Origin of the sequence: Enterobacter sp. ECC-019 (assembly GCF_043974075.1) — a bacterium.
Taxonomy (GTDB): domain Bacteria; phylum Pseudomonadota; class Gammaproteobacteria; order Enterobacterales; family Enterobacteriaceae; genus Enterobacter; species Enterobacter asburiae_D.
The window spans coordinates 2,925,662-2,948,196 of sequence record NZ_CP143759.1; the positions used below are offsets into that span (position 1 = coordinate 2,925,662).

General features: G+C 54.9%; 27 protein-coding genes. 12 read left to right on the forward strand and 15 right to left on the reverse strand.

All coding sequences use genetic code 11. The annotated features are described in order from the left end of the window. Positions 1-17: 17 nt before the first annotated feature. The 7 genes from V1566_RS13965 to V1566_RS13995 form a co-directional block, all read right to left on the reverse strand. Positions 18-560, reverse strand: coding sequence for a cysteine hydrolase family protein (locus tag V1566_RS13965; protein WP_395303673.1), 543 nt, complete (start codon positions 558-560; stop codon positions 18-20). Between the two features lie 303 nt (positions 561-863). After that, complete coding sequence (locus tag V1566_RS13970; RefSeq protein ID WP_395303674.1) at positions 864-1,463, reverse strand: NAD(P)H-dependent oxidoreductase; 600 nt, start codon at positions 1,461-1,463, stop codon at positions 864-866. A 73-nt stretch (positions 1,464-1,536) separates the two neighbouring features. Next, complete coding sequence (locus V1566_RS13975) at positions 1,537-2,130, reverse strand: TetR/AcrR family transcriptional regulator (protein WP_395303675.1); 594 nt, start codon at positions 2,128-2,130, stop codon at positions 1,537-1,539. 34 nt (positions 2,131-2,164) lie between these two features. Further along, positions 2,165-5,254 (reverse strand): efflux RND transporter permease subunit, encoded by a 3,090-nt coding sequence (locus tag V1566_RS13980; protein ID WP_395303676.1) that lies wholly within the window; start codon positions 5,252-5,254, stop codon positions 2,165-2,167. Next, the gene (locus V1566_RS13985) at positions 5,251-6,360 is read right to left on the reverse strand and encodes an efflux RND transporter periplasmic adaptor subunit (protein ID WP_395303677.1); all 1,110 of its coding nucleotides are present in this window, start codon (positions 6,358-6,360) and stop codon (positions 5,251-5,253) included. The genes V1566_RS13980 and V1566_RS13985 overlap by 4 nt, the downstream gene beginning before the upstream one ends. 74 nt (positions 6,361-6,434) lie before the next feature. Next, positions 6,435-7,049, reverse strand: a complete 615-nt coding sequence (locus tag V1566_RS13990; protein WP_395303678.1) for a TetR/AcrR family transcriptional regulator — start codon at positions 7,047-7,049, stop codon at positions 6,435-6,437. 208 nt (positions 7,050-7,257) lie between these two features. Beyond that, positions 7,258-8,052, reverse strand: a complete 795-nt coding sequence (locus tag V1566_RS13995; protein ID WP_395303679.1) for an SDR family NAD(P)-dependent oxidoreductase — start codon at positions 8,050-8,052, stop codon at positions 7,258-7,260. 96 nt (positions 8,053-8,148) lie between these two features. Between V1566_RS13995 and V1566_RS14000 the strand changes: the two genes are divergently transcribed. Further along, positions 8,149-8,517, forward strand: a complete 369-nt coding sequence (locus V1566_RS14000; RefSeq protein WP_395303680.1) for a MerR family transcriptional regulator — start codon at positions 8,149-8,151, stop codon at positions 8,515-8,517. A 44-nt stretch (positions 8,518-8,561) separates the two neighbouring features. On the opposite strand, the gene V1566_RS14005 is transcribed toward V1566_RS14000, so the two are convergent. From V1566_RS14005 to V1566_RS14015, 3 genes are all read right to left on the reverse strand, one after another. Then, positions 8,562-8,876 carry a PTS sugar transporter subunit IIB gene (locus tag V1566_RS14005; RefSeq protein WP_213329343.1) on the reverse strand — a complete coding sequence of 105 codons (315 nt, stop codon included), beginning with the start codon at positions 8,874-8,876 and terminating at the stop codon, positions 8,562-8,564. 141 nt (positions 8,877-9,017) lie between these two features. Beyond that, complete coding sequence (locus V1566_RS14010; protein WP_395303681.1) at positions 9,018-9,617, reverse strand: HAD-IB family phosphatase; 600 nt, start codon at positions 9,615-9,617, stop codon at positions 9,018-9,020. 57 nt (positions 9,618-9,674) lie between these two features. Further along, a complete protein-coding gene (locus tag V1566_RS14015; protein ID WP_395303682.1) occupies positions 9,675-10,586 on the reverse strand; it encodes a LysR family transcriptional regulator in 912 nt (303 codons plus the stop codon). 99 nt (positions 10,587-10,685) lie between these two features. Between V1566_RS14015 and V1566_RS14020 the strand changes: the two genes are divergently transcribed. From V1566_RS14020 to V1566_RS14030, 3 genes are all read left to right on the forward strand, one after another. Then, entirely contained in the window at positions 10,686-11,801 is a 1,116-nt protein-coding gene (locus tag V1566_RS14020) for an alkene reductase (RefSeq protein ID WP_395303683.1), read from the forward strand. Continuing rightward, positions 11,798-12,517, forward strand: coding sequence for an SDR family oxidoreductase (locus V1566_RS14025; RefSeq protein WP_395303684.1), 720 nt, complete (start codon positions 11,798-11,800; stop codon positions 12,515-12,517). The genes V1566_RS14020 and V1566_RS14025 overlap by 4 nt, the downstream gene beginning before the upstream one ends. A gap of 64 nt (positions 12,518-12,581) precedes the next feature. Beyond that, positions 12,582-13,121, forward strand: a complete 540-nt coding sequence (locus V1566_RS14030) for an ester cyclase (RefSeq protein ID WP_395303685.1) — start codon at positions 12,582-12,584, stop codon at positions 13,119-13,121. 39 nt (positions 13,122-13,160) lie between these two features. Here the strand turns inward: V1566_RS14030 and V1566_RS14035 are convergent, their stop codons facing one another. Continuing rightward, complete coding sequence (locus V1566_RS14035; RefSeq protein WP_032645324.1) at positions 13,161-13,628, reverse strand: nuclear transport factor 2 family protein; 468 nt, start codon at positions 13,626-13,628, stop codon at positions 13,161-13,163. A gap of 103 nt (positions 13,629-13,731) precedes the next feature. On the opposite strand from V1566_RS14035, the gene V1566_RS14040 reads away from it, so the two are divergent. Then, the gene (locus V1566_RS14040; protein ID WP_395303686.1) at positions 13,732-14,346 is read left to right on the forward strand and encodes a TetR/AcrR family transcriptional regulator; all 615 of its coding nucleotides are present in this window, start codon (positions 13,732-13,734) and stop codon (positions 14,344-14,346) included. On the opposite strand, the gene V1566_RS14045 is transcribed toward V1566_RS14040, so the two are convergent. Then, positions 14,311-14,961: a GntR family transcriptional regulator gene (locus V1566_RS14045; RefSeq protein ID WP_395303687.1), complete on the reverse strand. Its 651-nt coding sequence runs from the start codon at positions 14,959-14,961 to the stop codon at positions 14,311-14,313. The genes V1566_RS14040 and V1566_RS14045 overlap by 36 nt on opposite strands. Before the next feature lie 120 nt (positions 14,962-15,081). Between V1566_RS14045 and V1566_RS14050 the strand changes: the two genes are divergently transcribed. The 3 genes from V1566_RS14050 (at position 15,082) to V1566_RS14060 (ending at position 17,566) form a co-directional block, all read left to right on the forward strand. Next, positions 15,082-15,573, forward strand: a complete 492-nt coding sequence (locus V1566_RS14050) for an OsmC family protein (protein WP_048989728.1) — start codon at positions 15,082-15,084, stop codon at positions 15,571-15,573. A gap of 38 nt (positions 15,574-15,611) precedes the next feature. After that, positions 15,612-16,619, forward strand: a complete 1,008-nt coding sequence (locus V1566_RS14055) for an AraC family transcriptional regulator ligand-binding domain-containing protein (RefSeq protein WP_395303688.1) — start codon at positions 15,612-15,614, stop codon at positions 16,617-16,619. Between the two features lie 116 nt (positions 16,620-16,735). Further along, complete coding sequence (locus tag V1566_RS14060; protein ID WP_032647039.1) at positions 16,736-17,566, forward strand: oxidoreductase; 831 nt, start codon at positions 16,736-16,738, stop codon at positions 17,564-17,566. A 45-nt stretch (positions 17,567-17,611) separates the two neighbouring features. On the opposite strand, the gene V1566_RS14065 is transcribed toward V1566_RS14060, so the two are convergent. Further along, positions 17,612-18,199, reverse strand: a complete 588-nt coding sequence (locus tag V1566_RS14065; RefSeq protein WP_395303689.1) for a histidine phosphatase family protein — start codon at positions 18,197-18,199, stop codon at positions 17,612-17,614. A gap of 197 nt (positions 18,200-18,396) precedes the next feature. Between V1566_RS14065 and V1566_RS14070 the strand changes: the two genes are divergently transcribed. Then, positions 18,397-18,909, forward strand: coding sequence for a GNAT family N-acetyltransferase (locus tag V1566_RS14070; RefSeq protein WP_395303690.1), 513 nt, complete (start codon positions 18,397-18,399; stop codon positions 18,907-18,909). On the opposite strand, the gene V1566_RS14075 is transcribed toward V1566_RS14070, so the two are convergent. Then, on the reverse strand, positions 18,890-19,672 hold the full coding sequence (locus V1566_RS14075; protein ID WP_395303691.1) for a hypothetical protein: 783 nt from the start codon (positions 19,670-19,672) through the stop codon (positions 18,890-18,892). The two genes, V1566_RS14070 and V1566_RS14075, sit on opposite strands and share 20 nt — an antisense overlap. Position 19,673: 1 nt before the next feature. Beyond that, positions 19,674-19,871 (reverse strand): hypothetical protein, encoded by a 198-nt coding sequence (locus tag V1566_RS14080; RefSeq protein ID WP_024908361.1) that lies wholly within the window; start codon positions 19,869-19,871, stop codon positions 19,674-19,676. Positions 19,872-20,127: 256 nt separating this feature from the next. Between V1566_RS14080 and V1566_RS14085 the strand changes: the two genes are divergently transcribed. From V1566_RS14085 to V1566_RS14095, 3 genes are read left to right on the forward strand one after another with little or no spacing between them, the layout of a single operon-like run. Then, positions 20,128-20,562 (forward strand): nuclear transport factor 2 family protein, encoded by a 435-nt coding sequence (locus V1566_RS14085; RefSeq protein WP_395303692.1) that lies wholly within the window; start codon positions 20,128-20,130, stop codon positions 20,560-20,562. After that, positions 20,559-21,278, forward strand: coding sequence for an SDR family NAD(P)-dependent oxidoreductase (locus V1566_RS14090; RefSeq protein ID WP_395303693.1), 720 nt, complete (start codon positions 20,559-20,561; stop codon positions 21,276-21,278). Before V1566_RS14085 ends, V1566_RS14090 begins: the two co-directional genes overlap by 4 nt. Then, positions 21,275-22,534 carry an NAD(P)/FAD-dependent oxidoreductase gene (locus V1566_RS14095; RefSeq protein ID WP_395303694.1) on the forward strand — a complete coding sequence of 420 codons (1,260 nt, stop codon included), beginning with the start codon at positions 21,275-21,277 and terminating at the stop codon, positions 22,532-22,534. Before V1566_RS14090 ends, V1566_RS14095 begins: the two co-directional genes overlap by 4 nt. Position 22,535: the final 1 nt, after the last annotated feature.

Below are 22,535 nucleotides of genomic sequence, written 5' to 3' on the forward strand. Positions count from 1 at the left end.
GAGACGATCCCGCCAACTTAACTGACCGTATTAAAATGCCAGTCGCTGGCAGTCGACAGCGTCACGAACGGACCGGCCAGCGTGCTGTTGTGATGCGCAATGATGTCATTGGCGGATAGATGTGCATTATTCATTGTGGTATGCGCATCTGAAATCAATACCGTCCTGAAACCCAGCTCCGGCGCGGCCCGGCAGGTAGTGTCGACACAAAATTCTGTTTTCATCCCGGCAATGACCAACTGTTTGATGCCTCTCTGATTAAGTTCACGCAGCAATTCGGTATCCCGAAAACAGCTGGGATAGCGCTTTGTGAAAACAACCTCCCGCTCCTTCACGTCCAGCTCGGGTATCAGCTGTGTTAACGGCCCCTTCTCTGAGAAGGGGGAGTTGTCCGGTCCAATATGGCGGGCAAAAAAGATGGGCACCTGCGCGTGCCGCGCGTTGGCTATTAACAAACGGATATTTGCCAGAACGGCATCTGCGGAACAGGGGGAAACCGGGCCCCGGAAGAGGCCCTGCTGCATGTCGATAATTAAGAGAGCATTGTCGGATGAAACCATTTTCTTTCTCCATTCAGAGGGTGGTGAACGGAGAGATATTTCCCCGTCCAGTTTGGCGGGGAGTGAGGTTCTGTTTGTCAGTCGTTCGCTACAGATACGCCCACGCCGCCGAAGGTGTCGGTGGTGGTGAGGGTAGTTGTTGGCTGACCTGACTTAACCATGTAATGACCTTTGTTTATTTCGCTTTTAGCGCAACTATCGTATCCAGTTATAGCGCTGGTGAGAGATTCTCTTCAATACACTAACATCAGTAGGTGCAACGTTAGCGTTGCACCTGGATTATATGAAGTTCACTGGCTGATATTATTTAATATTGCCGAGGCTTTGCAGGAAATCCTCAACCTGCTCAGGCGTCGCCGTGTCTGCCTGGTAAAGGATATTGAGCTTAACGTTCTTCAACCCGCAGAAGCCAAATACACCTTCGATAATCTGCGTCTGAATCGCCGTCGAATAGCCGTGTTTGTCGAATCCGCTGAGATCGCTGCCGCCGGTCGCAATCAGGCGGACAGGGACATCACGTAAGCTGCCCACAATCCGGCCATCGTCGGCTACCTTATACGCCCAGTTCAGGGTTAATACACGATCGAACCAGCCTTTCAACAGCGCAGGAACCGACCACCAGTAAACGGGGAAGACAAACACCAGCATATCCGCTCGCTCGACGCGCTGCTGCTCGCGCAGAATATCGTCGGGAAGGGCACTCGGATCGCCGTGATACAAATCAAGGTCGGCGCGAGACATGGCCGGATTAAACCCTTCAGCATGCAGATCGGCGATTTCAACCTGCGTACCTTGCTCGCGTAATTTCCCGGCAATGTGGGCTGCCAGCGAATGGGATAACGAATTGTCGACAGGGTGAGCCGTCACGATCAGTGCGTTATTAATGGCATTTGTAGCAGACATAGCGACCTCGAATGGGTGAGAATTGACGTCTATATTACTATTGGTAACTTAGGTGTCAATCCGCCCAAAGCGATCATTTTGTGCTATTCACGTAGGTCTGCAGCACGCCGGTCATGGCGCCGCTGAGCGTATCTTCCGCAACATTCCGGGCGAGCACGCCGTTGCCTGCGGCGGTGCTGAGCGCGTCCGCCGCGCCAATAATGGCCGTCAGCGCCGCTTCCCCCTGAACGCCTTTCAGCGTGACAAAAGGGGAAAGCGCGGTACGCAGGCAGTCGGCACATTCGGCCACGCATGCCTCACGAAACGTCTGCAACGCGTGGGAACCGGACAGCGCTGCGGCGATTGGCCCGGTTTCAGGCCCGGCAGTAATGGCGCAGTCGATATAGGCGGCACTGAAAAAGCGGATCGTCTTTTCCGGCGTTTTGCTGTCGACCGCCAGCGTCTCACGGAATTTCGCCAGCTGCCGATCGCTATAATCCTGGTACAGCGCCATCAGCAATCCTTCACGATCGCCAAAGTGGTCATAGGGGATAGGCTTGGTCACGTTGGCCCGCTCGGCCAGGTAGCCAAGCGTCAATGCCTCCGTGCCTTGCTGGCGAACGATTCCGCGCGCAACCTCGAGCAGTTGCACGCGGCGGTCCTCTTTTCTTAAGCGCTTAACAACCATGCTTTCCTCAGATGTGTTATCTACTCATGGTAGTTTACACGTTTTCTGTGGGGTGCAGCACGCGTTGTTCCGCTGGGCGGATCCGGAACCAGATCGCATACATCGCGGGCAGGAAGACGAGGGTGACGATCGTCCCGCCCAGCGTTCCGCCGATTAGCGTGTAAGCCAGCGTACCCCAGAACACCGAATGCGTCAGGGGAATGAACGCCAGCACGGCGGCCATGGCGGTCAGAAGGACCGGGCGTGCACGCTGGACCGTCGCTTCAACCACCGCCTGGAACGGCTCAAGACCGTCCTTCTGGTTATGATCGATTTGACCGATCAGGATCAGCGTATTGCGCATTAGAATGCCGGAAAGGGCGATCAAACCGACCAACGCGTTGATGCCAAACGGCTGATTGAAAATCAACAGAACGGGCACCACACCAATCAGCCCCAGCGGCGCGGTTAGGAACACCATCACCATCGCCGAGATTGAGCGCACCTGCAAAATGATGATCAGCAGCGTCAGGGCAATCATGATCGGGAACAGCGGAATCATTGCCTGCGTGGCTTTACCCGATTCCTCAATCGAACCCGCCATGTCGATTCGGTATCCGGCCGGCAGCGTATCAACAATCGGCTGGAGCTGCTTCATGATGGCGACCGACACATCCGGTGGCTGAAGATTGTTAGCAATATCGCCCCGAACGGTTATCGTCGGCGTGCGATCGCGACGACGCAGGATCGGATCTTCCATGCCGATCTCAATCTTGCCGATTTGAGACAGCGGAACGCGCTGTCCCGCATTGCCGACAAGGGTAAAGCCCTCTATTTTTGCCGGATCAAGACGGATATCTCCTGCCGCGCGACCAATCACCTCTACCGAGCGAATATCTTCCCGCACGGAGGTGACGGGCACGCCAGACAGCAGGAACTGAAGCTGCCCGGCAACGGCACTGGAGGTTAATCCGGTCGCCTGCAGGCGGTTTTGATCGAGGGTGAAATGCAAGACGGGAACGCGTGACCCCCAGTCGGTGTTGACGGTTCTCATCAACGGACTTGCCTGAAGCACGGCTTTCACCTTATCAGCGATGTCATGCACCTGTTCGACATCCGGCCCCGACACGCGCCAGGCAACCGGGAAGGGCGAGTAAGGGCCAAACACCAGCTGCGTTACACGCACGCGCGCTTCGGGCGCAAGGCCGTTGGCGACAGCGTCTCTCAGCCGGAGCTTAAGCGCCTCGCGTGAGGTCTCGCTGTCCGTCAGGATCACGATTTTCGCAAAAGACGGGTCGGGCAGTTCAGGTGCCATCGCCAGATAAAAGCGGGGCGAACCCTGACCAATATAAGCAGTGACAATGTTGGCTTCAGGCTGCTGGCCCAGCCACGCTTCTATTTTTGCCGCTGCGGCGCTGGTTTGCTCAATCGAGGTACCGTAGGGCATCTGCACCTCAACCAGTACTTCCGGGCGGTCGGAGGTCGGGAAGAATTGTTTTTTTACCAGACCCATGCCGAGCACAGCCAGGATGAAAATGGCGACCACCGACCCGGCTACCCGCCATTTTCTGGCGATAACGCGGGCAAGCAGCTGGCGAAAACGGTTATAGCGAGGCGTGTTATAGATGGCGGCATGACCTCCTTCTACTTTGGGGATCGCCGGCAGGATCTTCACCCCAAGATAGGGCGTGAACACCACCGCGACAAACCACGATGCAATCAGGGCGAGGCCGACAATCCAGAACATATTGCTGGTGTATTCCCCGGCGGTCGACTGGGCAAAACCATTCGGCATAAAACCAATGGCCGTCACCAGGGTACCGGCCAGCATGGGCGCGGCGGTATGGCTCCAGGCGAAGGCCGAGGCTTTGATTCTGTCGTAACCTTCCTCCATTTTAACCACCATCATTTCGATGGCGATAATGGCATCATCAACCAGCAGGCCGAGGGCGAGGATCAGGGAGCCCAGCGTCACGCGGTCAAAGTTTATTCCCGCGGCTTCCATCACCACGAAGACGACCGCCAGCGTCAGCGGGACCGCCGCCGCAACCACCACCCCTACGCGCCAGCCCATGCTGACAAAACAAACCACCATGACCACAAGCAGGGCGACGAAGAACTTAATCATGAACTCATCGACCGACGAGCGAATATTCACGGACTGGTCGGTAACTTTGGTCAGGGACATGCCAAGCGGCAGGCTATCATTTATTTTTGCCGTTTCCGCATCCAGCGCTTTACCCAGCGCCAGGCCGTTCCAGCCTTCGCGCATCACGATGCCCAGCAGAAGGGCGGGTTCATGCTGATTACGTATCAGCATCGTCGGGGGATCTTCGTAGCCCCGTTCAACCGTTGCCACATCGGACAGCTTAAGCGTTTTGCCCTGAGCAACAAAAGGCGTATCGCGGATTTTCTGCAGTTCATCGAACGCGCCGTCCAGGCGGATAAAAATTTGCGCGCCTCGGGTCTCAATGGAACCCGCTGCGGCTAACGCGTTCTGGTTGTTGAGGGCATTAAAAATATCCTGGGGTGAGAGCCCTATCGTCGCCAGACGGTCATGGGAGAAGGAGATATAAATCCGCTCGGCCTGTTCGCCGATAATGTTCACTTTCTTCACGCCAGGAACGTGCAGAAGCTGCTGGCGCAGGCCTTCGGCATCACGTACCAGCTGCCGCTGCGGTTCGCCTTTCGCTTTCAGGGCAAAGAGGGCAAAGGTGACATCCGAGAATTCGTCATTGATCATCGGGCCGATGACGCCCGCCGGAAGACGTTGAGATTCATCTCCAAGCTTCTTACGCGCCTGATAGAACTCCTCCTGCACTTCGGCAGGCGGGGTCTTGTCCTGCAATGACAACGTGATAAACGCCATGCCGGGACGGGTATAGGTTTCGGTACGGTCATACCATTTGAGTTCCTGCAGGCGCTTTTCCAGCGGTTCGGCGACCTGATCCTGGATCTCCTGTGCGGTCGCACCCGGCCAGACGGTTATCACCGTCATCTGCTTAACCGTGAAGGGCGGATCTTCCGCGCGCCCGAGCCCAAAGAAGGCATAAATTCCGGCAATCGTGACCAGAACGATCAGAAACAGCGTGATGGAACGTTCGCGGACGGCCAGCGCTGACAGGTTGAAGCGGCTTCCGCTCATGGTGTGTTCTCCGTCAGGGCGGTATTGCGTTGTTTAGCAAGCCTGACGACCTCACCTTCGTGCAGAAGATGTGCGCCTAACGCAACAATTTTCTCACCGGGCTTCACGCCGCCCGTGACCTGCACCGCATCTTCACCCACGCTCAGCACCTTGACGGGCGTCCATGCGACTTTTGCCGGCTGGGCGGAAATACGCCAGACGCCGGGACCTTTTCCTGCATCATAGAGTGAAGCCAGCGGGACCTGCATGACCTGACCTTCCGCTTTATTGTCCTGAATGTTCAGCGTGACGGTCGCCCCCAGCGGCGCGTTCGCCAGCAGGCCATCCAGCACGTAGCGGGCTTCATACGTGCGGGTTGTGGCATCTGCCGAGTCAGACAGCAGGCGCAGCGTTGCGGTGACCGGGTGTTCTTCATTGCCATAAAGTGTGGCCTGCGCTTCGCTGCCGACGGCAGGGCGCAGCGTTTCCGGAAGCTGCACGAGCGCTTCACGCTGTCCCGCTCTGGCGAGCCTGATCACCACCTGTCCGGCACTGACGACCTGACCCGGCTCGGCGAGCGTCTCCATGACCACGCCGTCTGAATCCGCCAGCAGTACGGCATAGCCCGTGGCGTTTTGCGCCACGTTGGCCTGCGCCCGGGCGGCGCTGAGATCGGCCCTGGCCGTATCGGCCGCCGCTTTGATCTGGTCATACTCCGAGGCAGATACGGCACCGGACGCCACAAGACCGCGATAGCGCGCCTCATCGCTGGAGGCTTTTCGCGCGCGCGCCTGGGCAGCATCCACCGCGCGCTGCTGCGCCTGGGCCTGTAATTTCAGGTCAACCGGATCCAGGCGCAGCAAGGGCTGACCCTGTTTGACGGTCTGACCCGTATCAACCAGTCGCTCAAGGATTTTTCCCTGAACCCTGAAACCCAAATCGCTTTGCGTTCTTGCAACTACCACGCCCGTAAAGGCGCGGGCGGTATTATTCGCAAGCTCGACGGATGCGGATCTGACGAGCGGTGGCTTTGTGCGCGGATCGTCACTCGCGGAAATATCGCCGCACGCCACCAGGGCAAACGGCAGGAGACAAACGGCAACGCGGGCTGAAGTGAGCCTGAGCATGGGAAACCTTTTTGACGTAACAGGACGGTATCCGCATTCTCTGACTAGTAACCAAAAATGTCAATGGTCACAAACTAGGGGGCCAGGCTTCTTAAAATCAATGAAGAAAGAAGCACCGCCGCGGTGGGGGCCATTTCGAGGTTGTATTGCAGCTGAACAGGATTGATAAAAGGACACATCACCATGTGGATAGCCTGTGTAACCTCATCGAGCGGCGTTTTTCTTTCGAACTCGCCGGCCTGCCTGCCTTCGATAATGATGCTCTCAATCAGCTTCATCAGGCTTTCACTATACTTTTGAGTTGAAGGCCACTGCTCCTGCGCGGCGACGGCGGCAATGTCGTAAAGCTTACGGTCGTGGAAAAACAGCTCGCTTCCCGCCTCGGTGAGCGCCTTGAAAAGGCGGCGTAATCTTTCGCTTGCTGAAGGCGCATCCTCGATGGCGGAAAGCACCGCCGCCATGATCAGCTCCAGGCGGTTAGCGCAGATCACCTCACCGATGGCCTGTTTGGAATCGAAAAACTTATAAATGTAGGACTTTGAAAAACCGATGGATTTAGCCAGTTCGGCGACGGTGGTTTTTTCATAGCCGTAGTGACCGAAGTGCTCAAAAGCGGCTTCGACGATTTGCTCTCTGACAGCATGGTCAAGTGGACCACGCGCTGATGGGGGGTTCATATTTTTAGTCATTATTTAAGCTTAGCGTGACAGGCTACGATTAACAACGAGTGACCATTTCGTACTTTGGTTACCGCCATTCATCATGAGCCCTTCAGGCGGGACGATCAACCAGGTAGGGTAAGTGTATCACTGTTTTTCGCGCACTATGGCATCTATCTGTCTGCGATAAGCGAGGATTTCAGCGCAACTCCCTTGCGCTGAACAGAGCCGTTTTTGCTTAAGCCGAGCGTGGGCGCAATATTTTTTCAACGATGAGCACCAGACGCTTGCGCGTCACAAACCGATGTAGCTGCCCCAGAAGCCAGTTACCGCATCCGGTAATCAGGTAGCTACGGTTACTCTCCACGGCCTTCAGCGCCAGGGTGACTACCTTCTCAGCGGGCATTCTTTTACCTACCGAGGCTTCCTCAGCATTCACCACATCAAAAAAGGCCGTATCCGTTGCGCCGGGGCAAAGCGCCAGGACGCGAATGCCCTTTGAGCGATACTCTCCCCACAGCGCATTCGAAAACGAGAGCAGGAAGGCTTTGGTTGCGCCATAAATCGCCATATAGGGATCCGGTTGCATCGCGGCCGTTGAAGCAACATTAATAATTACACCGGAGCCTTGCTGCAGCATTCCCGGTAGCAAGGCGTGAGTCAGCTCCACGGGGGCCAGGCAGTTCACGTTTATCTCATCACGCTGCCTGTCGATCGACAGCTTTTCGAATGGCCCATAGGTGGCGAACCCGGCGCAATTGATCAGAATGTCGGGGAAACGTCTTAAGGTTTCAAGCCGTTCCACAATGTGGGGAATGGCTTGCGGTTTCACTAAATCCTGCACAATAATCGTGATGGATACGCCATGTTTTCTGACCAACTCTGCGGCAAGCGCCTGCAGCTTTGGCTCGGAGCGGGCGACCAGGATCAGTGCCGCGCCGCGGGCAGCGAGCTGCCTGGCGAAATCACGACCTATGCCAGAAGACGCTCCGGTAATCAGCGCTGTTTTTCCTGTATAATCAAAAGAATTCATATCGTTAATCCCGTTTCCCTAATGTATGCTGCACAGGATAAACCGAGTACTTAGGTACACGGTCAAGCGTGATTTTTACGAAGTGAGGGCGACGAGATGCGAATTGGTGAACTGTGTGCGAAAACGGGATTGTCAAAAGAGACGGTCCGTTACTATGAGCGGCAGGGGCTGTTAGAGAATATCCCCCAACCCAATCGCAGCAATAACTACAAAGTCTATTCCGCCGTCGATTTACAGCGTTTAAATATGATCAAGCATGCCAAAATGCTGGGCTTTACCTTAGCCGAAATTTCTGAGGTTTTAGCTGTCTGGGTTGACGACAAATTTACTGCTGAGCAAAAGCAAGCGTCCCTGCGCCGCAAGTTGCAGCAGCTTGAAGAGAAAGAAGCGGCGTTAGTTGAGCTCAGAGCCAGACTGAAAAATGCCCTTAATAAGGTTGGCCAGCCTTGTGTCGACACGTTTTGATCGGCGGGTGAGAGGAGGCCGCAATACCGATGCGGCCTTGTCTATCAGGCAGCCAGTTCTGGCATCTGTTCCTTCACGAAATTCAACACTTTCTTCGCGTCCAGGGACGCATAGGGCAGACTCTCAATAATGGCGATTGAACGCGTATTACCCACCGTTTCTTTTATCTCATCCAGTTTGTACTGAATGTGCGGCGCGACGAGGAAACCATCGAAAGCGGGAGCGACACTGGCGAAGTTATCCAGCCCAACGGCGCTAATCATCAGCGGATAGCCTTCGCGTTCTGCCAGAGACTGCATCTTTTTGGCGAGGGAGTTTGCGGTATTACCAAACAAACAACATATCAGAAGCTTTTTCATATTTTGTACCTCCTGAAAACCGCTCCCAGAGTAGTCCTGAGGTTGTTAGCGAAATGCGCGCTATCTCTTATTTTGGCGACAAATTCATTATTGCCACCTGAGGCCTCTTATTATGATGTTTTCTGATATATCATTGCCGGATCAGGCCATTTCTTCCCACTGATAAAATTTTTTCGAGGCAAGCGAGAGCATGTCTAAATCCTCCTTCGTATCGCCATAGGCATAGATAACGTTGTAGGAAGATAAATCATAATTATCAATAATCTTCGTTTTTTTTAAGCGAGCGCTGCAGTCACCCTTTTTGTATTTCCCGGTTGCTTTTCCACCTGAAAATGCCACTTCACTGCATAAGAGCTCGAGCCCATTCTGCTCGCACCAGGGTTTAAGGTATAAATCAAGCGAGGCTGAGACCACGACCACCGTATCCCCTTGAGACTTATGCCAGCTGATTTTTTTCATGGCATCCTCCCGCAACAGGGCAGGAATTTCGGTTTTACTGTAGAAAAGCCCGGCCTGCTTTAATTCAGCTTCAGATTTGCCAGCTAACGCTATTCTTACCACTTTTTTTCGTAAAACCGATCCCGATAACGCGCCCATTTTATAGGCGAGGATGTAGGGAAGAAGGCGCAGCTTTCCACGCCGTAGCGTTTTTTCATCAACAGAACGATAAATAAACGGGGTGAAGGTGTCGGAAAACGTTATCGTTCCATCGAAGTCGAAAAAAGCAATATTTGTAGTCATAAGCCGTTCATACGGGATAATGAGTTGTATCGGGCGAGTGTATCACTGTTTATTGCGTTAATGTTTTTTTAGCCAGTCGAGAAAAAACTGGCTAAACGCCGTAACCTGAAGCGGCTGCAATTTGCGTTGCGGGTAAACAAACTGCAGCCCGACATCTTTGCGATCGTATCGGCTAAAGCCGGTGAAGGTGTCGGCAAACAGCACCGTGAGTCTACCGGTTTCCACATCGTCTTTGACGTCCCACCACGATTTCCCCGCGATACCAGCCCCGCTGAGAGCCCACTGGCGAAGCAATGCCCCGTCGTCGCACACCATGGCAGGCTCTACGCGTACAATGCTTTCTTCGCCATTCGTTTCAAAGCGCCATTCGTTCATCACCACGCCCTGAGACTCAAGTGCCAGGCACCGGTGCTGAGCCAAATCTGCTAACGTGGCGGGGGTGCCGCGTTCGTTAAGATATTCCCCGGCTGCGACCAGCACCCGATGGTTCGGGCGGATGTTTCTGACGACAAGGCTGCTGTCCGGCAGGTTGCCGAAACGCACGCTCATATCCAACCGGTTAGCGACCAGGTCCTCAACGTGTTCTTTTAACGAGATGAAAAATTTAACGTCAGGATGGCGTCGGGAGAATTCCACGACGGCGGGGCTAAGATACTGTCTGCCAAAGTCCGAGGGTGCAGAAAGGCGAATGTTACCGCTGAGCACGCCTTCTTTTTGCGTCAGTAACGACTCGGCGTGATGCACCTCTTCCAGCACGCGCAGCGCGGCATGGTAAAACTCTTCTCCGGCGCGAGTCAGCGTGATGGACCGCGTTGAGCGGTGAAACAGGCGGGTCTGGTAACGCTCCTCAATCGCCTTCAGCCTTGCCGTCATGGTGGCGGGGGAAAGCGACAGGCGTCGTCCGGCGGCAGAAAGACCGCCGGCCTCGGCCACTTCAACCAGTAATGCCATGTCTTCGAGCTTACCCATTATTCATATTTTCCGAAAAGTGCATCTGCTTTTAGCGTAATTATCAAAACCAGATGCCGCCTGTAAAGTGATTTCATCCAAACCATAAGGGATGAAAACATGCAACGTACCTCACTTTTTGAACGCTACAGGCTGGGGCAGCAAGACCTGAAAAATCGTATCGTCATGGCGCCGATGACCCGCGCACGCTCCCTTCAGCCGGGCAATATTCCCTCCGTGCTGATGGCAGAGTATTACCGGCAGCGGGCCAGCGCCGGATTAATCATCACGGAAGCCACGCAGATCTCGCCTCAGGGCCAGGGATACTCATGGACTCCCGGCATCCATTCGCCGGAGCAGGTTTCAGGATGGCAGCTCACGACGGGTGCCGTGCATCAGGCGGGCGGGGTTATTTTTTCTCAGCTCTGGCACGTGGGGCGAATGTCGCACGCCCGTTTTCATCAGGATGGTCAGCCCGTTGCGCCGTCAGCACTGGCGCCGGACGCGCAGGTGTGGGTGGTGAATGAACAGGGGGAAGGCCAGATGGTTGACTGCCCGCAGCCAAGAACGCTCTCGCGCAAGGAGATTCACAGCATCGTTGCGGACTATCGTCAGGCGGCACTGAATGCCGTCCAGGCCGGGTTTGATGGCGTGGAGATCCACGGTGGAAACGGCTATCTGATCGACCAGTTTCTGCGTCAGACATCCAACAAACGCACGGATGAGTACGGCGGCACGCTGGCGAACCGGATCCGCTTTGCTCAGGAGGTGTTAAGCGCCATTGCTGAGGCCATTGGCCGCGAGCGTACGGGTATTCGCCTTTCCCCGTTTATTACCCAGCGCGGGATGAACGATCCGCAGGTGACGGAAGCCATACTCGCGCTCGCGGCCTGGTGTGAGCAAAAAGGTATTGCTTTCATCCACCTGGCGGAAGCCGACTGGGACGATGCGCCGCAGGTACCTGAACAGTTCCGTCGATCGCTTCGCGAGACGTTTAGCGGAACCCTTATCGTTGCGGGTAACTATGACCTTGAAAAAGCGGAAAAGATCCTTGCTGCCGGCTATGCCGATTTGATTGCCTTCGGACGACCGTTTATTGCCAACCCGGATTTACCCCACCGGCTGGCGCACCAGCTGCCTCTGGCCCAGGTGCGCGACCCCGCCACGCTGTTTGGCGGCACCGCGACGAGCTATACCGATTACCCCATTTACATCCTGCAGGAGGAAACGTTATGACCCGTAAAACCTTAATTATCGGCGGCGCGTCCGGCATCGGTTTCGCCGTGGGCAGCCTGCTTGCCGGGCGAGGCGAGGAAATTATTCTTGCGGGCCGCGACGGCGCGAAGCTGAACGCTGCGCGGCAGCGGCTGAGCACCCATGCCGCCTCTGTTCACACCCTCGTGCTGGATATCAGCCGTGAGGCAGAGCTTGTCGCGCTCGGTGAAACGCTGGGTGAGGTCAATAATATCGTCGTTACCGCAGGTTCACAGGCTCCGGGAGGGCTTCTTTCCGGGCTTGATCTCCGCGCTGCAAGGCTGGCCTTTGATACAAAATTCTGGGGAAGCATCAATGTCGCCCGCTATCTCAGCGGGAACATCGCTCCCCGCGGTACGCTGACGTTCACCAGCGGTTTCGTGGCGCGTCGCACCGTGGCGGGCGCCATTGTTAAAACGACGATGAATGCCGCGATTGAGGCCGCGACAAAAGTGCTGGCGAAAGAGCTTTCATCGCTGCGCGTCAACGTCGTGAGTCCGGGGCTGACCGACACGGAAGCGTACGCGGGCATGGACTCCGCCGTGCGGGAAAAAATGCTCGCCGGTGCGGCGGAAACCCTGCCAGCCAAAGCCTGGGGAAGGGCGGAGGACATCGCGCAAGGGTATCTTTTCGCTATTGATAATCCCTTTGTCACGGGGTCGGTCATTGATATTGAGGGCGGGGCGTTAATTAACTGACCCTCGCGGATTTGAACCGCAAGAAATCGACTGCGGGTAATGTAATACTCTATTGAGAGATATCATGAAATATACGACGTGTTTTCGTCCAGCAGTGGCGATGCTTATTCTTGCCGGTCTGTCCGGCACCGCATTTTCGGCACAGCTGGAATGGCTTCCACCGAAACAGCTTATTGTTGATAAGAGCCTGCCCCAGGCGCAATTAAGGGCGAATGAAGCCGTTGCCAGAGAATATGCAACGTTCTGGAATACGGGAGAAGAGTTCCTGGCGCGTGATGCGCTGGCAGTGAATTTCATCGATAAAACGCCTCCGGAAGGTCGTAAGCAAGGTCCCGAAGGCGCTATTTTAGCCTCCCGTGCGTTTCGTACAGCCGTGCCTGATTTACGCTGCGACGTTGAGCAAATGATTATTTCAGGCAATCGCGTGGTCTCGCATTTACATTTTCACGGCACATTCACCGGGACATTTGGCAAGCTGAAGGGAAAGGGGCAGAAAATAGATTTTATCGCCACGGATATCTATGAGATCGCTGACGGCAAGATTGCGGCTAACTGGCATATTGAGGACAACCTGACGCTGATGAAACAGCTGGGCGCCCTGTAAATTCACCACTCCGGGGCGGCCCGGAGTGATGCGAAAATCCTATAAGCCAAGATCGCTCAGCGAAGGGTGATCGTCCGGGCGTCTGCCCAGCGGCCAGTGGAACAGCCGCTCGGATTCTTTTATCGGCATATCGTTTACGCAGGCAAAGCGTCGCTTCATCAACCCGTCCGGCTCAAACTCCCAGTTTTCATTGCCATACGAGCGGAACCAGTTGCCGGAATCATCGTGCCATTCATAGGCATAGCGCACCGCGATCCGGTTATCCGTAAATGCCCAGAGCTCTTTAATCAGACGATAGTCCAGCTCTTTTTTCCATTTCCGCTCCAGAAACGCCCGGGCTTCTTCACGGTTAGTGGCGAACTCCGCGCGGTTGCGCCATTGGGTATCCAGCGTATAGGCCAGCGCGACTTTCGCCGGGTCGCGGCTGTTCCAGCCATCTTCTGCCAGTCTGACTTTTTCGATGGCGCTTTCACGCGTGAAGGGCGGTAAAGGAGGACGTGTGTTCATGACGATTACCTCAGTGTTATATTATGTAGACAGGTCTGTCTACATGCGGTAATCTATGCCTGTAAAATGACGCTGTCAACATCCGTTTTGAGGCTACCCAAAAGTGAAAACAGAATCCGCAGGCAACGATACCAAAATCAGCGTCAGAGATAAGATATTACTTACGGCGCACGATCTGTTTTATTCCACAGGCTTCAGGGCGACGGGCGTGGATACGCTGATTAAAGCATCGAAAGTGACCAAAGTGACGTTTTATCGCCATTTTCCGAGTAAAAGTTTACTTATTCTCGCCTATTTGCACTATCGGCACGAAATATGGATTGGCTGGTTTGAAACCACGCTGCGTCGACATCTTGATGAAGGTGAAATACCTTCTGATGCGATATCGGCAACGCTTTACGAATGGTTTATTTCGCCTGAGTTCCACGGCTGCGCATTTATTAATGCCAGCGCTGAGGCAAAATCGGAAGATATTGAAAGCGAAATAAAAGAGATATGTCGCGATCATAAAATCGAAACAAAGAATATGATTGCGTCGCTGACGAAGATCGCGGATGAGCGCGTCGTCAATGAAATCATGCTGCTCATTGACGGTGCCATTATTCATGCGCAAATGGGCATGGAGACGGATGATGTCATCACTCCGTTGAAGCGGGCATTAGCCGTGTTAACGGGATTTCCCTTAACCCTCGTCGCGACGGCTGATAAACGTTTTTAGCATTTCTCCGGCACTAAGAATATGTCGCATGACTTCAGCTCGTGCATTCCCGGCATCCCGTTCCCTGCAGGCTGTAAGGATACCTGCATGGTCATCCTGAAAAACCCGTGTTGCGGAAAGGAGCTTTCGCTGAAGGTATTCATACCGCTCTATCTGATTGCGGGTATCATTAATCAGCCTCAGCAGGCGTTGGTTTTTGCACCCACTGTAGACAAGATCGTGGAACTCCCGGTTAAGTGTGCCCTGCATGTCAAATTCAGTCGTTCTGGCGAGAAGCGTATGCGTCAGTTCGGCCCTCGCCAGCGTATCAGAGCTCAGGTTTTTCACGCTTTGAAAGACGGCTTCCCCTTCCAGTAAGGCACGCAGGGAGTAAATCTCATCCAGATCATCAACAGAAAGCGTTCTGACAACAGCGCCGCGGTTCCTGAAAATTTCCACCAGCCCATCGCGTTCAAGCTGCCTGATTGCTTCTCTCATTGGGATTCGGCTGACAGAAAAATGACTGGCAAGATCCCTTTCAACAAGCCTCTCTCCATCACGCAGACGACCGCTGTTTATCATCTTTCTTAATTCACTGGCGAGCACGTCCGGGGTCGAAAGGGCGTTAAGCTGCATACTGTTTCTCCTGAAAAGATGGAATAATGGTATACCATCTGATAGCTTACGTCGAGACAGGTGATTGCGAACAAACATCGCCAGCAAAATCCATCAGATATCATTATCGGGAGCATCAAGATGAGCCATCGTGAGCATCATTATCAGGTTAAGGTCGAGTGGAAAGGGAACAAAGGCCGTGGGACGGAATCCTATAAAGCGTACGATCGTCTTTATGACATCACGGCGGGTGATAAATCTCCGATTTCAGGTTCATCAGACCCTGCATTTCTGGGGGATGCATCATGCTGGAATCCTGAAGATCTTCTTGTCGCGTCAGCCTCTGCCTGTCACAAATTATGGTATTTGCATCTTTGCGCGGAAGCGGGGATAAGCGTTTATACCTATATTGACCGGGCGGAAGGAACGATGCGCGAAGGAGAAAAGGGGTGCTTCACCTCTATTGTCCTGAAGCCTCAAATCACGCTTCGCCCAGGGGATGATATCGATCGCGCTGTGGCACTTCATCACCGCGCGCATGAGCTTTGCTTTATTGCTAACTCACTGAATTTCCCGGTGACCTGCCAGCCAACCATACTGCATAGCGCCCGTTCATCCGTCGATGAACAATAACGCTAAGCGTTGCATAACCTTCAACCGGGAATGAGCAAATGGCTTCGAACCGTACTTTCGCTCTCGATATAAGCTGGAAAACGCTGCTGAAAGACGCGGGGCTTGAGCCAGAACGCATTCTCCGCAGGGCAGGATTACCTGACGATCTCTTTTTGCAAAAAGCGCGTGGACTCGATACGAATGAATACATTCGCTTCTGGAACGCGCTGGAGGCTGAAACGAACGATCCTGCCTTTCCCGTCCCGCTCATTGAGTTGATCTCTGCGGACGTGTTTGACCCGCCCCTTTTTGCCGCACTGTGTAGCAGCAATATGATGCAGGCTGTCCAGCGTCTGGCCAGATATAAACAGCTTATTGCTCCCATGGTTCTGGAGACAACGGTCGACCAAAACGGCGATCTTACCGTCTCACCGCGTTGGCTTTTTGCGACAACTATTCCGCCGTTTCTCCAGGTGGCAGAGCTGGGCTTCCTGCTCAAGCTTCTGCGTCTGGGAACTCGCGAACCGGTTAACCCCTTACGGATCTGCGTTTCTGCGCTACCGTCATCGGTTCAGAACAGTCACTTTTCGCGTTTCTTTGGTACTGACGTGCAATACGGAGAACAGCCCGCCATCAGCTTTTCCGCAGCCGATGCGCTTCGACCCTTTTTAACGGTCAATGAGGGGATGTGGCAGGTGTTTGAACCGGAACTGCAGCGTCGTCTCGGTCAGTTAAATGAACGGGCTTCAACCGCCGATCGTGTACGAGCGGTACTCCTGGAGCTTATTCCCGGTAACGAAGCGACTATTGAAAAAGCGGCGGAGCGTCTGGGAATGAGCAAACGCACGCTGCAGCGCAGGCTTGAGCAGGAAGGGGACAACTTTCGCAACCTTGTCAACGCGTGTCGTGAACACCTGGCCCGTCATTATCTTCGCAATACGCGTCTTTCCGGGTATGAGATCGCGTTTTTGCTGGGTTTCGAAGATCCTAACTCATTCTATCGCGCATTTATGACCTGGACGGGTCAGACTCCTGAAGCGGCCAGGACAGCCATGCGTCTTGAGTAAACACGTGCGTATGTATCGCTCTGATGGCGCAGTTTGCGAGTCACATGGCGCGATACGCTAGTTAACATGAGGTCGAAGGAGAGCAAACTAGCCGCAGTCTGCTCACCGAGGTATCTATGTTTACTCAGGACAAAAAAACTGCGCTGGTCACCGGTGCATCGTCAGGTATGGGCAAAGCCATCGCCCGTCGTCTCATTCAGGATGGCTATCAGGTTTACGCTGCTGCCCGTAGCGTTGAGAAAATGCACGATCTCGCCCAGCTTGGCGCGTACCCTCTGCGGATGGATATCTCACGTGATGAAGACATTTTGGCTGCAGTGAATACCATCATGTCGCAGACAGGTGGGGTTGACGTACTGGTCAACAACGCGGGTTTTGGGCTCTATGGACCGGTAGAAGAGATCGGTATTGAAGAAGCTCGCTATCAGTTTGAGGTTAACGTGTTTGGTGCGGCCCGCCTTACGCAACTGCTGATCCCGGCCATGCGTGCCAGACGCAGCGGTTACATTATTAATATCACCTCTATGGGGGGTAAGATTTACACCCTTCTGGGAGCCTGGTATCACGCAACGAAACATGCGCTTGAGGGATGGTCTGACTGTCTGCGTCTTGAAGTGGCTGAATTTGGCATTAAGGTTGTGATTGTTGAACCGGGTTTAATCGAGACAGGCTTTGGTGATGTGGTCAGCGGCAATATAGTTAAACGTTCAGCAAATGGCCCTTACGCTCGCCTCGTGGAGAAGGTGGCTAAATCGGTCAAAAATGCATACGGGAATGGCAGAGGCAGCGACCCGAAGGTGATTGCGGACGTGGTTGCCCGCGCCGTTAAAAGCCCTCATCCGCGTACACGCTATGCAGCCGGCAAGTATGCAAAGATGCTCATCCGCATGCGTCTCTGGCTGGGAGACCGTCTGTTCGATCGCGTTATCCTTGGTCAGACGCTATGACCCAGGCACCGAGGATGAAAAAATCCTCGGTGTCAGTATGTGCCCTTACGCAAGGCTGTAAACCCCCGCTCCCCAGTAACCGGTACCCGGGGAAGTCTGTTCTTTCCAGCCTGATGCGATCAGTTCCTTCGCAATAAACCGATTGATCATTCCGTGCCCCATGAGCAAGACGGGGCCGTCAGAGTCCTTCGCGACATTCACCAGGATTTCTGCCGCCTTAACGGCTCGTTTTTTTGCGACGCTCACGCACTCTGCCTCGCCAGACAGGCCGCAGAGCCAAAGAATACGAAACAGCGCCGCCCAGTAAAAAGGCGATAGCCGTAACCCCGGAATACGGAACACCGGCAGCTCTGCTTCCCGAAAAACCTCATCAATTAAACCCGGTTCACACCCCAGCGTTTTCAACGATGAGAGGGCTCGCGGGAGAGGGCTGCTGAGAAACGTGAGCGCGCGGTACGTCTGAATTTGGGCCATTTCAGACGGCCTGTCGCTGCCCGTCGAAGAGAGGTTGTAGCTGTCGATCCATTCCGTCATTTCCCTGCTCGAGACCTTTGGCGCGCCCCTGTAATGGGGTTCTCCATGCCGCATCAAAATAATTTCCATACGTTCTAATCGCGAGTCCTGATCTTCCATTAATTTCAGCCAGACTAGCGCGATCTGATGAGAGTTTTCACCCACCCGTTTTGGTGTGTCAGGGCGAGATTCATAACACGCGGGCTGTACTTAACGTCGTTTACCACAATAATATATGTTGCAAGAATTTAACTGTTTTTTGTCTTTCTCGTTTCGCGCGGCATCACACGTAAAGCGGGTTAGTAAGGATACCCTCCATGACTCTTCGAATTCGACAGGCCACCGGGGCCGATTCTGCGCTCTTAAGCGAGCTGGGATACCGCATTTACCCCGCCCATTTTCAGCATCTGTGGGTGTCAGACGCAGAGATGAAGGATTTTCTGCATGGCGAGTACGCGCTTTCTGTACTTGAACAGAGCCTGAAAGATAACGCTGTTTCCTGGTATGTTGCCGAGACCGATCGACCAGTGGGATTCATGAAAGTGACCTGGGAAGCCAGGCTCCCGGAAACGGACAAGAAGGGCGTTCTCCTCAATAAGCTCTACCTCGATCCCGCCGAGACCGGCAAGAACTATGGTCAGGTGATGTTCAACAACATCACCGACATGGCCCGAAGCAGGGGGAAAGACTATCTCTGGCTGGAGGTGCTTGAGCAGAATGCGGGAGCGTACCGGTTCTACCGGAAGCAGGGCATGCTCTGCGTTAAGAGCGTCCTTTTCGAAACCGCTTCACAGCAGAGCATTCTCAGAATTATGGGGATGCCTCTTTAGAAAGCGTGTCATGCTGTGCCAGCGACAGCGCGCTGGCGCTGGCGGGGTCGAATAGCGAGAGGCTCTCGATCTGATTGAGTAAAATCACCTTCCGGAATGACATGGCGCTGCGGGGTTCAGAGTCGAGCGTAATGTCATGTTCCGCATACCACTTACTGTAATTATTCTCGATGCGAAAGTTCATCGTCTTCGCGTCTCTGTACCCGCTCAACATCGGGATCAGCACGATATTGGCCGTTTTTCCATATTCCAGCGTCGCGGTGTGGATCATGCCGACGTAAATCCGCCTGGAACGGAGCGTAACCTGCGCCAGTTCGCCTTGCTCCATACACTGGTACAGCAGTTGTTCGATACCGCTCGACTGCGCCAGACGTTTGTAGAGCTTTTTCCGGCTTTCACCGTCCAGCCTGGCGCTGCCTGCCCAGTTAGAGCGGTAGAGGCAAAACAGGATGGCAAACGCCAGCATCACGACCACCGGCGCCTGAATGCCTAAAAAACTCCAGTTCATAAAGTCGATTTGCCAGTCGGTATATTTCGGTGAGGCAAAGTGGAAAGCGTTGTTGGCGGCGGACAGGGTAAGCAGGAGCAGCCAGAGCAGACCGGTGGCAATCACACCCTGCAGAACGAAAATACAGCCGTACAGCGCCACAAGGAAATAGACGTCCCAGCCAAATGAGCGCTTGATTTTAAAGCGGGTCGACAGGTCGCGGCTGGTGTACCAGTAACCGCATACCATCAGCACCATAAATATCGCCGTTCCCATATCAGGCCCTCTTCAGCGTGTTGACGTGACGCAGAAAATCCTGCCGCACCTCGTTGCTTTTGTAGTTCACCGAGGCGTTCCCGTCCTGGTCGATAATGATGCGATCGCCATCTTCCACGGCTTCAATGATTTCCTGCTGACTCATCACCTGGAGCAAAGATTCGGGGCTGGAGAAAAGGGAGAGAAAGAAACGTTTCATGCAGGCATCCTTATGAATAAAAAGGATAAGCCTGGAAGAAGTCCGGCGAGTTTGCCTTAAGGATATCCTGAAAGTTAATGCCGGGTGGCGGCTGCGCCTTACCCGGCCTACGAAATTCACTCTTTTGCCTGTTTTTAACTCATTGATATAAATTAAAAATAAAAAATAGATCATTACAAACTTGGACAAATAACGCTAGTTGTGTAAGTTTTAATTATGCGATTACGCCACGTTGTTTACAGCCAGGATGTGACCCATGAGCACTTTGCCCTCTGTCGTGAGTCGGTTTGTTGAGTACTACGCCGCACTGGATAACCAGCCGCCGTCCGCGCTGGTGGGGCTTTACCATTCGAATGCCACGCTTATCGATCCGTTTGGCGAGCATGACGGGATTTTCGCGCTTCAGCGCTATTTCACCCATCTGCTGGCCAACGTCGAGCATTGCCGTTTTACCATCGATTCCCCCCTGTGCAGCGGAAGCCGGTTTGTTGTCACCTGGGTGATGCACTGGTCGCACCCACGCATTGCCGGGGGAGAGCCGCTCAAACTGCCGGGGTGTTCAGTGGTGCAGACAGAAAACGATCTCATCACGCACCAGCGGGACTACTACGATGCGGGAGAGATGATCTACGAACACCTTCCTGTGCTTGGCTGGGCGGTGCGCGGCGTGAAGCGGAGGGTCAAATCATGAAGACGGTGCTGATTACCGGGGCAAGCTCGGGCATCGGTGCCGGGCTGGCGAAATCCTTTGCCGCAGACGGCTACCACGTGATTGCCTGCGGACGCGATCCGGCGCGTCTCGAAGCGCTGCATCAGACCTGCCCCAATCTCACCGTTCGCCTGTTCGATATGACTGACAGGGACGCCTGTCGCCAGGCGCTGACCGGCAGCTACGCCGATCTGATTATTCTCTGCGCCGGTACCTGCGAATACCTCGAGCAGGGCGTGGTGGATGCGGCGCTGGTGGAGCGGGTTATGGCGACAAATTTCCTCGGCCCGGTGAACTGCCTTGACGCGCTGCAGGCGCAGCTGGCTGCTGGCAACCGCGTGGTGCTGGTGAGCTCGATGGCCCACTGGCTGCCTTTCCCACGGGCAGAGGCCTATGGCGCGTCCAAAGCTGCCCTGAGCTGGTTTGCCGAAAGTCTGCGGCTGGACTGGGAGCCAAAAGGGATAGCCGTGACGGTGGTCTCCCCGGGCTTTGTCGATACGCCGCTGACGCGCAAAAACGATTTTGCCATGCCGGGCAGGGTGAGCGTCGACGAGGCGGTCAAGGCGATCCGTACCGGGCTGGCGGCAGGAAAAATGCATATTGCGTTTCCTGACGGGTTCGGCTTTATTTTGCGGCTGCTCTCCGGGCTGCCCGCGTTTTTACAGCGCGCGCTGCTGCGCAGGATGGTGCGTTCATGAACATTGCGATTATCGGCAGCGGCATCGCCGGGCTGACCTGCGCCTGGCGGCTGGCCGGGCACCATCAGGTGACCCTGTTTGAAGCAGGCGCGGCGCCCGGCGGTCATACCGCAACGGTTGACGTGACAACGCCACAGGGCACATACGCGATCGATACCGGGTTTATCGTCTATAACGATCGCACCTATCCGCGTTTTATGGGCCTGCTCAGCGAGCTGGGCATCAGCGGGCAAAAAACGCAGATGAGCTTTTCGGTGCACAATCCCGCGACGGGGCTGGAGTACAACGGACACACCCTGACGTCGCTGTTTGCCCAGCGCCGAAACCTGGTGAATCCGGCATTCTGGCGGCTGCTCGGGGAGATCGTCCGCTTTAATCGCCTGGCGAAACAGGCGCTGGACGGGGAGGTGGACCCGAACGCCACGCTGCAGACGTTTTTGCAGCAGCACAATTTCACGCCATTTTTTGCGCGCCATTACATTCTGCCGATGGGGGCCGCCATCTGGTCATCGTCGCTGCAGGAGATGAAGCGTTTCCCGCTGCCGCTCTTTTTACGCTTCTTTAACCACCACGGCCTGCTGGATATCACCCAGCGCCCTCAGTGGTACGTGGTGCCGGGCGGCTCGCGGGAGTATATCCGCGCCATGCTGGATAAGCTGGGCGACCGTCTGACGTTGCACCTGAACGCGCCGGTGCAGCGGGTAAGCCGCCACGCGCACGGGGTTACGCTACAGCTCGAAGACGGCAGCCAGACCTTCGATCGGGTGATTTTTGCCTGCCACTCCGCCAGCGCGCTGGCGATGCTTGATGACCCGACCCCCGCAGAGCGTGAGGTGCTGGGCGATATTGGCTGGCAGCGTAACGAGGTCGTTTTACACAGCGATCCGCGCTGGCTGCCGGTGCGGCAGCGCGCGTGGGCCAGCTGGAACTATCGCCTCAGCGCTCAGGAACAGGCCAGCGCCTGCGTCACCTACAACATGAACATCCTGCAGGGGCTGCCTGCGGGCAGTCCGCTGTTCTGCGTCACCCTTAATCCGGACGCGCCGGTAGATGAACGCTTCGTTCTGCAACGCTTTGTCTATGAACATCCTCTGTTTAACCCGCAGAGCTGGCGGGCGCAGGCGCGGCGCGGCGAGATTAACGGTCATAACCGGAGCTGGTACTGCGGTGCCTGGTGGTACAACGGTTTTCATGAAGATGGCGTGCGCAGCGCGTTGGACGTGGTCAATGCGATAGCGTCCGGAGAGGGGAACTGAG